General features: G+C 70.0%; 12 protein-coding genes and 1 pseudogene. All 13 read left to right on the top strand.

Annotation, left to right across the window (positions count from 1 at the left end; translation table 11 throughout):
- A partial coding sequence (locus tag AAG801_RS35885) for a VWA domain-containing protein (RefSeq protein ID WP_341892710.1) occupies positions 1–594 on the top strand: 594 nt, incomplete at its 5' end.
- A gap of 20 nt (positions 595–614) precedes the next feature.
- Complete coding sequence (gene bchO, locus AAG801_RS35880; protein WP_341892709.1) at positions 615–1,487, top strand: alpha/beta fold hydrolase BchO; 873 nt, start codon at positions 615–617, stop codon at positions 1,485–1,487.
- 128 nt (positions 1,488–1,615) lie between these two features.
- Positions 1,616–2,521 carry a polyprenyl synthetase family protein gene (locus AAG801_RS35875; RefSeq protein WP_341892708.1) on the top strand — a complete coding sequence of 302 codons (906 nt, stop codon included), beginning with the start codon at positions 1,616–1,618 and terminating at the stop codon, positions 2,519–2,521.
- Positions 2,518–3,681, top strand: coding sequence for a methyltransferase (locus AAG801_RS35870; RefSeq protein ID WP_341892707.1), 1,164 nt, complete (start codon positions 2,518–2,520; stop codon positions 3,679–3,681). The genes AAG801_RS35875 and AAG801_RS35870 overlap by 4 nt, the downstream gene beginning before the upstream one ends.
- Before the next feature lie 114 nt (positions 3,682–3,795).
- Positions 3,796–4,749 carry a chlorophyll synthesis pathway protein BchC gene (gene bchC / locus AAG801_RS35865; protein ID WP_341892706.1) on the top strand — a complete coding sequence of 318 codons (954 nt, stop codon included), beginning with the start codon at positions 3,796–3,798 and terminating at the stop codon, positions 4,747–4,749.
- Positions 4,746–5,750, top strand: a complete 1,005-nt coding sequence (locus AAG801_RS35860) for a chlorophyllide a reductase iron protein subunit X (RefSeq protein WP_341892705.1) — start codon at positions 4,746–4,748, stop codon at positions 5,748–5,750. Before bchC ends, AAG801_RS35860 begins: the two co-directional genes overlap by 4 nt.
- A gap of 11 nt (positions 5,751–5,761) precedes the next feature.
- The gene (gene bchY / locus AAG801_RS35855; protein ID WP_341892704.1) at positions 5,762–7,294 is read left to right on the top strand and encodes a chlorophyllide a reductase subunit Y; all 1,533 of its coding nucleotides are present in this window, start codon (positions 5,762–5,764) and stop codon (positions 7,292–7,294) included.
- Entirely contained in the window at positions 7,294–8,862 is a 1,569-nt protein-coding gene (gene bchZ / locus AAG801_RS35850) for a chlorophyllide a reductase subunit Z (RefSeq protein ID WP_341892703.1), read from the top strand. The genes bchY and bchZ overlap by 1 nt, the downstream gene beginning before the upstream one ends.
- A gap of 105 nt (positions 8,863–8,967) precedes the next feature.
- The gene (gene pufB, locus AAG801_RS35845) at positions 8,968–9,114 is read left to right on the top strand and encodes a light-harvesting antenna LH1, beta subunit (RefSeq protein WP_341892702.1); all 147 of its coding nucleotides are present in this window, start codon (positions 8,968–8,970) and stop codon (positions 9,112–9,114) included.
- Between the two features lie 36 nt (positions 9,115–9,150).
- Positions 9,151–9,375, top strand: a complete 225-nt coding sequence (locus AAG801_RS35840; protein ID WP_341892701.1) for a hypothetical protein — start codon at positions 9,151–9,153, stop codon at positions 9,373–9,375.
- A gap of 12 nt (positions 9,376–9,387) precedes the next feature.
- Positions 9,388–9,594: a light-harvesting antenna LH1, alpha subunit gene (pufA, locus tag AAG801_RS35835; protein ID WP_341892700.1), complete on the top strand. Its 207-nt coding sequence runs from the start codon at positions 9,388–9,390 to the stop codon at positions 9,592–9,594.
- A 113-nt stretch (positions 9,595–9,707) separates the two neighbouring features.
- The gene (gene pufL / locus AAG801_RS35830; RefSeq protein ID WP_341892699.1) at positions 9,708–10,547 is read left to right on the top strand and encodes a photosynthetic reaction center subunit L; all 840 of its coding nucleotides are present in this window, start codon (positions 9,708–9,710) and stop codon (positions 10,545–10,547) included.
- 15 nt (positions 10,548–10,562) lie between these two features.
- A pseudogene (locus AAG801_RS35825) lies at positions 10,563–11,171 on the top strand (photosynthetic reaction center subunit M); the annotation flags it as partial.

Below are 11,171 nucleotides of genomic sequence, written 5' to 3'. Positions count from 1 at the left end.
GTCACGCGCTACAAGCAGAAGACACGCACGACGACGATCTTCGCGATCGATGCGTCCGGGTCGTCGGCACTGCACCGCCTGGCCGAGGCCAAGGGTGCCGTCGAATTGCTGCTGGCCGACTGCTACGTGCGGCGCGACCAGGTCGCGGTGCTCGCGTTCCGCGGGCCCGGCGCCGAACTGTTGCTGCCGCCGACGCGCTCGCTGGTGCGCGCGAAACGTTCGCTGGCCGGCTTGCCGGGCGGCGGCGGCACGCCACTGGCCGCCGGGCTGGATGCGGCCTGGGCGCTGGCCGAAGGCATCGTGCGGCGCGGCGACACGCCGCTGGTGGTGCTGCTGACCGATGGCCGCGCCAACATCGGCCGCGATGGGCAAGCCGATCGGGCGCGCGCCGAGCAGGACGCGCTGAAGTCCGCGGAACGCTGGCGCGGCAGTGCCGTCGCCGCCGTCGTGGTCGACACCTCCGCGCGGCCCGAGCCACGGGCCCGTGCGCTCGCGCAGCGCATGGCTGCGCTCTACCTGCCGCTGCCGCACGCCCGAGCCGACACGCTCAACCAGGCCGTGCAGGCGGTGGTGCGCGGCGCTGCCGGTCGCTGAGCGCCGGCCGGGCAGGGCGGATGGCCAGCGCGCTCGATTGGGATCACGACGGCCGCGACTGGCCGAACCATGAGGCCAGCCGTTTCGTCGAGGCCGGTGGCCTGCGCTGGCACCTGCAGTGCGCGGGTGATCCATCCCACCCCACGGTCGTGCTGCTGCACGGCACTGGTGCCACCACGCACTCGTGGCGCGATCTGCTGCCGCTGCTCGCCGAACGCTGCCGGGTGATCTCACCGGACCTGCCGGGCCACGGTTTCAGCGGCTGGCCTGCGGATCGTGCGGCGTTCACCCTGCCTGGCATGGCACGGGCCGTTGCTGCGCTGCTTCGTGAAGCGCGTGTCGCGCCCGACCTGATCGTCGGCCACAGTGCCGGTGCGGCGGTGGCGGTACAGATGTGTCTCGAGGGGCTCGCGGCGCCGCGGGCCGCGCTCGGTCTGAACGCTGCCCTGCTGCCCCTGCCGGGTGTGGCCGGCGCGGTCTTCTCGCCGATGGCGCGCACGCTGGTGCTCAACCCGCTCGTGCCGCGCTTGTTCTCCTGGAGCGCCGGGTGGCCGGGCATGCTCGAGCGCCTGCTCGACGGCACCGGCTCGTCGATCGAGCCCCGCGGGCGCGAGCTGTATCGCCGGGTGGTGGCCAGCCCGCCGCATGTCGCCGCTGCGCTGGCCATGATGGCCGGCTGGGACCTCGCCGTGCTGGCGCGGCGTCTGCCGCAGCTCACGACGCCGCTGCATCTGATCGTCGGTGAGCGCGACCGCACGCTGCCGCCCGACCTCGCCTGGCAGGCAGCGAGCCGCATTCCCGGTGCGGCGGTGACCGTACTGCCCGCCCTCGGCCACCTCGCCCACGAGGAGCAGCCGCAACGGGTGGCCACCCTGATCGAGGCGGCCTTGTGAGCGGCCGCGGCGCCACGGGTTGGCGCTGTTGACGCAGATCGCTCAAGTGTCTATTCTGATTGACACATCGCTGCGATAACATCAGTTGACACCCGGCCGTCGGCCGAGCGCAGTGCGGGAGGGCGCCCATGGACGCGACGCACCGGATCGAAGGCGCTCTTGCAGCGGCCGTGGCCAGCGGCGAGGGGCGTGGCGGGCCTCCCCGGCTGGCCGCGGCGATCCGCCACTCGGTGTTCCCGCCGGGCGCGCGCATCCGCCCGCAGCTCTGCGTGGCCGTCGCCCTGGCCTGTGGCGACGACGATCCGGCGCTGACCGATGCCGCGGCCGCAGCGATCGAACTGCTGCACTGCGCCTCGCTGGTTCACGACGACCTGCCTTGCTTCGACAACGCCGCCGAGCGGCGCGGCCGCCCCTCGGTGCATGCGGCCTACGGCGAGCGCCTCGCGGTGCTGGCCGGCGACGCGCTGATCGTGCTGGCCTTCCAGCAGCTTGCCGATTGCGACTCGGTGCAGCCGGCGCGCATCGCGCGCGTTCTCGGGCATGTGGCCACCGGCGTCGCGATGCCGCACGGCATCGCCGCCGGCCAGGCCTGGGAATGCGAACCGCGCCCGGTGCTGCGCGACTATCAACGGGCCAAGACCGGCGCACTGTTCGCTGCCGCTGCAGCGGCCGGCGCCGCGTCAGCCGGCGCGTCGCCGTCGCCCTGGCTGGTCTTCGGCGACTGCCTCGGCGAGGCCTACCAGGTGGCCGACGACATCCGCGACGTGATCGCCGAGCCGCAGGCCATCGGCAAGCCGACCGGGCAGGACGTGGCGCATGGTCGCCCGAGCTCGGCCACCGAGTTCGGCCTCGACGGCGCGCTGCGCCAGTTCGATGCGCTGGTGCGCGGCTGCATCGAGGCCATCCCCGACTGTCGAGGTGCGAACGCGCTGCGCGCGCTGGTGCGCGCCGAGGCCCGCCGCCTGGTGCCGCTGGAGATGACCACGGCCCATGCCGCGCGCTCGCCGGCGCTGCTGCAGGAGGCGCTTCGGTGAACCCGAAGCTTGCCGCGGCCGTGCCGGCGTCGAACGACAGCGGCGCGCCGTGGTGGCAGCAGTGGCGTGTCTGGCGTGACCGCCTGCTCGGCGATGCACGATTCCAGCGTGCCGCCGCCGCCTTCCCGCTGACGCGCCCGCTGGCGCGTCGCCGTGCGCGCGATCTGTTCGACCTGATGGCCGGCTTCGTCTACTCGCAGGTGCTGCTCGCCTGCGTGCGGCTGCAACTGTTCGAACTGCTCGCCGAAGGGCCGCAATCCACCGCCGCGCTGTGCCGGCGGCTCGATCTGGCCGAGCCGCACGCGCTGCGACTGCTGGCTGCCGCACAGGCGCTCGAACTGGTCGAGCGGCGCGGCGAGGCCTGGGCGCTCGGGTCGCTCGGCGCCGTGCTGGTCGGCAATGCGCCGCTGCAGGCGATGATCGAGCACCACGCCTGCCTGTACCGCGACCTCGGCGACCCGGTCGCGCTGCTGCGCGGCGAGCGGCCGGCGACCGAACTGGGCCGCTACTGGGCCTATGCCGACAACGATGCGGCCGGTGAACTCGGCGCGCAGCGGGTGGCCGACTACTCGGCCTTGATGGCGGCCTCGCAGCCGCTGATCGCCGATCAGGTGCTCGACGCCTACCCGATCGCGCGGCACCGCTGCCTGCTCGACGTGGGCGGCGGGGAGGGCGTCTTCCTCTGCGCCGCGGCGAAGCGCGCCCCGGCGCTGAAGCTGATGCTGCTCGACCTGCCCGCGGTGGCCGATCGTGCCCGCGAGCGCTTCGCGGACGCCGGCCTGGCCGGGCGCGCCGAGGCGATCGGTGGCGACTTCCTCAACCGCCCGCTGCCGCGCGGCGCCGACGTGGCCTCGCTCGTGCGCGTGATGTTCGACCACCACGACGACAACGCGATGCGCATCCTGCGCGCCGTGCGCGCCGCGCTGCCGCCCGACGGCACGCTGCTCGTTGCCGAGCCGATGGCCGGCACCAGGGGCGCCGAACCGATGGGTGACGCCTACTTCGGCTTCTACCTGATGGCGATGGGTTCGGGCCGCTCGCGCAGCGCTCAGCGCCTGGCAGAAATGCTGTCAGCGGCCGGTTTCGACCGCATCCGGCCGGTGCCAACGCGCCTGCCGCTGCAGGCCGGCCTGATCGTCGCCCGTTGCGCCGGCGCCTGATCTGGCTCAACGCATGAAAACACAGATTGACATTCAAAAGTGTCAGCGTAGGATGACACTATCACTCCCCAATCAGGTGCGCCGCGGGCGCGCCAACGGGGTCGGAGTCCTCGAATGAACACCACGGCCATCGTCCTCGCGCAGCCTGAGCACCTGATGCTCAGCCGCCTCGACCTGACGCCGCCGGCCGACGATGACGTGATCGTCGACATCGAGTACAGCGGCATCAGCACCGGCACCGAGAAGCTGCTGTGGAACGGCCGCATGCCCACCTTCCCGGGCATGGGCTACCCGCTGGTGCCGGGCTACGAGTCTGTCGGGCACATCGTCGAGGCCGGCCGGCGTGCGCGGCACCGCGTCGGCGAGCGGGTGTTCGTTCCCGGCGCGCGTTGCTACGGCGAGGTGCGCGGCCTGTTCGGCGGTGCGGCCTCGCGGGTGGTGGTCAGCGACTCGCGCATCACACCGGTGTCGGACACGTTGGGCGACAAGAGCGTGCTGCTGGCCCTGGCGGCCACGGCCTACCACTCGGTGTCGGGTGCCGGCAAGCGCAACCCGATCATCGCGCCGGACCTGATCGTCGGTCACGGCGTGCTCGGCCGACTGCTGGCCCGCATGGTGGTGGTGGCCGGCTTCGCGCCGCCCACGGTGTGGGAAACCAACCCGATGCGCACCAGCGGTGCCGAAGGCTACCCGGTCATCAAGCCCGAGGACGACGTGCGCCGCGACTACCGCGCGATCTACGACGTCAGCGGCGATGCGCGCATCCTCGACAGCCTGGTCGCGCGGCTCGCCCCCGGCGGCGAGATCGTGCTGGCCGGCTTCTACACCGAGCCGATCGCCTTCGCCTTCGCGCCGGCCTTCATGCGCGAAGCGCAGATCCGCTGTGCCGCCGAGTTCAAGAAGCCCGACCTGCTCGCTGTGAAGGAACTGGCCGAGAGCGGCGTGCTGTCGCTCGACGGCCTGATCACCCACCACGCCGAGCCGATGCAGGCCGACACCGCCTACCGCACTGCCTTCGGCGATGCGGGCTGTCTGAAGATGGTCCTCGACTGGAGACACTGCCAATGAACGCGCCCACCAATCCGGTCATCTTCATGCGCGACGAGCGCCTCAAGGCCGAGGCCGCCATCGAACCCGATCCGGTGCACACCTCGCCGGCCGCGAAGACGACGCAGATCATCGCCATCTACGGCAAGGGCGGCATCGGCAAGAGCTTCACGCTGGCCAACCTGAGCTACATGATGGCGCAGCAGGGCAAGAAGGTGCTGCTGATCGGCTGCGACCCGAAGAGCGACACCACCAGCCTGCTGTTCGGCGGCAAGGCCTGCCCGACCATCATCGAGACCAGCAGCAAGAAGAAGCTGGCCGGCGAGGCGGTGGCGATCGGCGATGTCTGCTTCAAGCGCGACGGCGTCTACGCGATGGAACTCGGCGGCCCCGAGGTCGGCCGCGGCTGCGGCGGGCGCGGCATCATCCACGGCTTCGAGACGCTGGAGAAGCTCGGCTTCCACGACTGGGGCTTCGACTACGTGCTGCTCGACTTTCTCGGCGACGTGGTCTGCGGCGGCTTCGGCCTGCCGATCGCACGCGACATGTGCCAGAAGGTCATCGTCGTGGCCAGCAACGACTTGCAGTCGCTGTACGTCGCCAACAACGTCTGCAGCGCGGTCGAGTACTTCCGCAAGCTCGGCGGCAACGTCGGCGTGGCCGGCATGGTGATCAACCGCGACGACGGCACCGGCGAGGCCGCGCTGTTCGCCGAACATGCCGGCATCCCGGTGCTGGCGACGATTCCTGCCAACGAGGACATCCGCCGCAAGAGCGCCAGCTACGAGATCATCGGCCGCCCCGGCACGCAGTGGGCGCCGCTGTTCGAGGAGCTGGCCACCAACGTGGCGGTGGCGCCGCCGGTGCGCCCGAAGCCGCAGACGCAGGACCAGCTGCTCGGCCTGTTCTCCGCCGAGGTGACCGGGCGCGACTTCAAGATGGAGCCGGCGACCACCTTCGACATGGTCGGCAAGCACGAGCTGCTCAAGCCGACGCTCGAAGTCGTCTACGACGCCGCCTGAACGGAACGACCATGAGTGCCGCACCGGACGTCGCGAACCCTGCCGCCCTCGAAGGCGACGGTGTCGGCTGCCACACCGGCCGCGACAAGATGCTCGCCGCCGCGCAGTCGGCTGGCAAGAGCGAGACGCTGGCGCAGTACGCCCGTGACTACCCGCTGCCCGAAGGCGCAGGCCCGCACGACCAGCCGCAGAGCATGTGCCCGGCCTTCGGCGCGCTGCGCGTCGGCCTGCGCATGCGCCGCACCTCGACCATCCTGTCGGGCTCGGCCTGCTGCGTCTACGGCCTGACCTTCACCTCGCACTTCTACGGCGCCAAGCGCAGCGTCGGCTACGTGCCCTTCAACAGCGAATCGCTGGTCACCGGCAAGTTGTTCGAGGACATCCGCGACGCGGTCTACCGCGAAGCCGACCCCGACAAGTACGACGCCGTCGTCATCATCAACCTGTGCGTGCCCACGGCCAGCGGCGTGCCGCTGCAGTTGCTGCCGAAGGAGATCAACGGCGTGCGCATCATCGGCATCGACGTGCCGGGCTTCGGCGTGCCCACGCATGCCGAGGCCAAGGACGTGCTCGCCGGCGCGATGCTCAAGTACGCACGCACCGAGGCCGAAGCCGGCCCGGTGACGGCGCCACGCGGCGGCGTGTCGAGCAGGCCGACGATCACGCTGCTCGGCGAGATGTTCCCGGCCGACCCGGTGGGCATCGGCATGCTGCTGGAGCCGATGGGCCTGGCGGCCGGGCCCGTGGTGCCGACGCGCGAGTGGCGCGAGCTGTATGCCGCGCTGGATTGCGCCGCAGTGGCAGCGATCCATCCCTTCTACACCGCCAGCGTGCGCGAGTTCCAGACGGCACGTCGACCGATCGTTGCATCGGCCCCGGTCGGCTACGACGGCACCGAGGCCTGGCTGCAGGCCATCGGCCAGGCGACGAACATCTCGCAGGCGCACATCGATGCGGCAAAGAACAAGTGGCTGCCCGCGATCAAGGCGGCGCTCGCGCGCATGCCGGTCAAGGGCCGCATCACCGTCAGCGGCTACGAAGGCTCCGAACTGCTGGTCGCCCGACTGCTGATCGAGAGCGGCGCCGAGGTGCCCTACGTCGGCAGCGCCTGCCCGGCCACGCCGTGGAGTGCGCCGGATCTCGAGTGGCTGAAGGCCCGCGGCGTGCGTGTGCAATACCGGGCCTCGCTCGAGCAGGACATCGCCGCGGTGCGCGAGTTCCGCCCCGACCTCGCCATCGGCACCACGCCGGTGGTGCAGGCGGCCAAGGAAGCGACGATTCCCGCGCTGTACTTCACCAACCTGATCTCGGCCCGCCCCTTGATGGGCCCGGCCGGCGCCGGCTCGCTGGCCCAGGTGGTCAATGCGGCGATCGCCAACAAGGGCCGCTTCGAGGCGATGCGCGAGTTCTTCGGCGACGTCGGCGGCGGCGACCGCGCGGGTGTGTGGGAAAGCCAGCCGGTGCTGCGCCCCGAGTTCCGCGCCGAGACGCGCCGCCAGGTCATCCGAATCCAGAGGCGCCGCAAGGCCGAGGAGATGATCTGATGAGCGATGGAGCCCCCAAGCTCGCTGCGCTCGCGGCCCCCCAAGGGGGCGCGCAGGGCCCTTCGGGCGGCCGTGCGGGCCCTGCAGCCCCGCTCAACTTTGTGCTCGACCACGACCGCGCCGGCGGCTACTGGGGCGCCGTCTACGTCTTCACCGCGATCAAGGGCCTGCAGGTGGTGATCGACGGCCCGGTGGGCTGCGAGAACCTGCCGGTGACCAGCGTGCTGCACTACACCGACGCGCTGCCGCCGCACGAGCTGCCGATCGTCGTCACCGGCCTGGCCGAAGAGCAGCTCGGCCGCGAGGGTACCGAAGGCTCGATGAAGCGCGCCCATGCGGCGCTCGACCCGGACCTGCCCAGCGTCGTCGTCACCGGCTCGATCGCCGAGATGATCGGCGGCGGCGTCACGCCCGAAGGCACGACGATCGCGCGCTTCCTGCCGCGCACCATCGACGAAGACCAGTGGCAGTGCGCCAACCGCGCGATGTTCTGGCTGTGGACCGAGTACGGCCTGCGCAAGGTGCCGCAGCGCACGCCCTTCGCGGAACGGCCTGCCGGCGAGAAGCCGCGCGTGAACATCATCGGCCCCTGCTACGGCACCTTCAATTCGCCGAGTGACCTGGCCGAGATCCGCCGCCTGGTGCAGGGCATCGGCGCCGAGGTGAACATGGTGTTCCCGCTCGGCAGCCACCTGGCCGACGTGTCGCGCCTGGTCGAGGCCGACGCCAACATCTGCATGTACCGCGAATTCGGCCGCATGCTGTGCGAGGCGCTGGAGCGCCCGTACCTGCAGGCGCCGATCGGCCTGCACAGCACCACCGCCTTCCTGCGCGAACTGGGCCGGCTGCTGAACCTCGACCCCGAGCCCTTCATCGAGCGCGAGAAGCACACCACCATCAAGCCGGTGTGGGACCTGTGGCGCTCGGTCACGCAGGACTTCTTCGCCACCGCCAGCTTCGCGGTCGTGGCCGGCGAGACCTACGCCCGCGGCCTGCGCCACTTCCTCGAGGACGAACTCGGCCTGCCGTGCCAGTTCGCCGTTTCGCGCACCGCCGGCACGAAGACCGACAACGCCGAGGTGCGCCGGCTGGTGCGTGAGAAGACGCCGCTGATCATGTTCGGCAGCTTCAACGAACGCATGTACCTCGCCGAGGTCGGCGCGCGCGGGCCGATGAAGCCGGCGTTCGTTCCGGCCTCCTTCCCCGGCGCGATCATCCGCCGCGCTACCGGCACGCCGTTCATGGGCTATGCCGGCGCCACCTACGTGGTGCAGGAGGTGTGCAACGCGCTGTTCGATGCGCTGTTCCACATCCTTCCACTGGGTACCGAGCTCGACCAGGTCGATGCCACGCCAGCGAAGCACGTCAATGAACTGCCCTGGGACGACGACGCCAAGGCGCTGCTCGATGACCTCGTCGAGACGCAGCCGGTGCTGGTGCGCATCTCCGCCGCCAAGCGGCTGCGCGACCGTGCCGAGTCCGAGGCGCGGCGCCTGGGCGAGGAGCGGATCAGCGTGCAGCGCATGGCGCAGGTGGGCAATGTTTCTGCGCAGGGGGTGCCGGCATGACGCTGCACCTCGTGCACCCGACGCCGCGGCATCCTGCCGCGACCGCCTCTGTCGCGCAGGCATCGCGCGCGGCTGGCCGCAAGGCCAAGCTGAAGGAGTTATCCCATGGCTGAAAGAAAGGGCTCGATCTCGGGCCTGACCGACGAAGAGGCCCAGGAGTTCCATCGGTTCTGGGTCCAGGGGTTCGTGGGCTTCACGGCGGTTGCCGTCGTCGCGCACGTGCTCGTCTGGGCCTGGCGCCCCTGGCTCTGAAACGTCTGACGCACTGACCCAGTGAAGGGAATTGCCATGGTCCATACCCAAGGTGCACATCACGAGCACGACGCGGCGAGCAGGTATCGCAGTTATTACCTGGTCTTCGCAGCGAGCTTCATCGTGTTTCTTGCGATCGCCCTCGCCGGGCAGTTGCTGGGATGGCATTGGCGAGCCTGGTTGCCGGGCGCAGAAGGCGTCAAGTCACTGTTCGGCGGCGTCAAGGCGGCTGTGTACACCTTCATGTCGCATCTCACATAGGAGCTTGGAATCATGTGGAGAATCTGGCGTTTGTTCGATCCTCTCCGGGCGATGGTTGCCCAGGGGGTCTTCCTGTTCGGTATCGCAGTGATGATTCACCTCATCCTGCTCAGCACGAACAAGTTCAACTGGCTCGACGGCCCGAAGAAGGCCGCGGTGGCGTCTGCCAACGCCCCGATGCCGACGGCGGTTGCTTCGCTCGCCATCACGACGAAGTAGCACGCAGCCCAGTGCAGCGGGCGGAGTCGGCGGCGTCAGCACCGGCTCCTCTCGTCTGCCTGGCCGGCGCCTTCGCGGCGCCGCCCTAGTACACGAGGTCGGAGGACCAGGCCATGGCCATGTTGAGCTTCGAGCGGAAATACCGGGTGCGCGGTGGCACGCTGGTCGGCGGGAACCTGTTCGACTTCTGGGTCGGGCCGTTCTATGTCGGATTCTTCGGCGTCACGACGCTCTTCTTCAGCTTCCTCGGCACGGCGCTGATCCTCTGGGGTGCGGCCATGGGGCCGACCTGGAACCTCTGGCAGATCTCGATCGCGCCGCCGGACCTCTCCTACGGCCTGCGCATGGCGCCGCTGCTCGAAGGCGGTCTGTGGCAACTCATCACCGTCTGCGCGCTCGGGGCCTTCGGCTCCTGGGCCCTGCGCGAGGTGGAGATCTGCCGCAAGCTCGGCATGGGCTACCACGTGCCGATCGCCTTCAGCTTCGCGATCTTCGCGTACTTCACGCTGGTCGTGATCCGCCCGGTGCTGATGGGCGCCTGGGGGCACGGCTTCCCCTACGGCATCTTCAGCCACCTCGACTGGGTCAGCAACGTCGGCTACCAGTACCTGCACTTCCACTACAACCCGGCGCACATGATCGCGATCAGCTTCTTCTTCGCGACCACCTTCGCGCTGTCGCTGCACGGCGCGCTGATCCTGTCGGCGACGAACCCGAAGGACGGCGAGGAGGTGAAGTCGCCGGAGCACGAGGACACCTTCTTCCGCGACACCATCGGCTACTCGATCGGCACGCTGGGCATCCACCGCCTCGGCCTGTTCCTCGCGCTGGCCGCCGTGTTCTTCAGCGCGGTGTGCATCGTCATCAGCGGACCGTTCTGGACGCGCGGCTGGCCCGAGTGGTGGGGCTGGTGGCTGAACCTGCCGATCTGGAGCCAGTGGCCGCTGCAATGAACCCCGGAGACCAACATGGCTGACTATCAGAATCTCTTCACGAGCCTGCAGGTATCCGGGCCGGCGAGCCCTGGCATCCCGCTGGGCCCGCGCAACAGTCCGCGCACCGGCGAGCAGCCGTGGATCTTCCACCTGCTCGGGCGCTTCGGCAACGCGCAGATCGGCCCGATCTACCTCGGCCCGCTGGGCCTGGTGTCGCTGATCTTCGGCACGCTGGCCTTCAACATCATCGGCTTCAACATGCTCGCGCAGGTGAACTGGGATCCGATCCAGTTCATCCGCCAGCTGTTCTGGCTCTCGCTCGATCCGCCGTCGCCGGCCTACGGGCTGTCGCTGCCACCGATCAACGACGGTGGCTGGTGGCTGATTGCCGGCCTGTTCCTGACCATCTCGGTGCTGACCTGGTGGGCGCGCATGTACACCCGGGCCCGCGCACTCGGCATGGGCACGCACGTGGCCTGGGCCTTTGCCGCGGCGATCTGGCTGTTCCTCGTGCTCGGCTTCATCCGCCCGCTGCTGATGGGCAGCTGGAGCGAGGCGGTGCCCTTCGGCATCTTCTCGCACCTGGACTGGACGGCGGCGTTCTCGCTGCGCTACGGCAACCTGTTCTACAACCCGTTCCAC

Source organism: Variovorax sp. YR752 (assembly GCF_943372545.1).
Note: the sequence above shows the minus strand (reverse complement) of the source record. Positions and strands in the feature narration are given on the sequence as shown.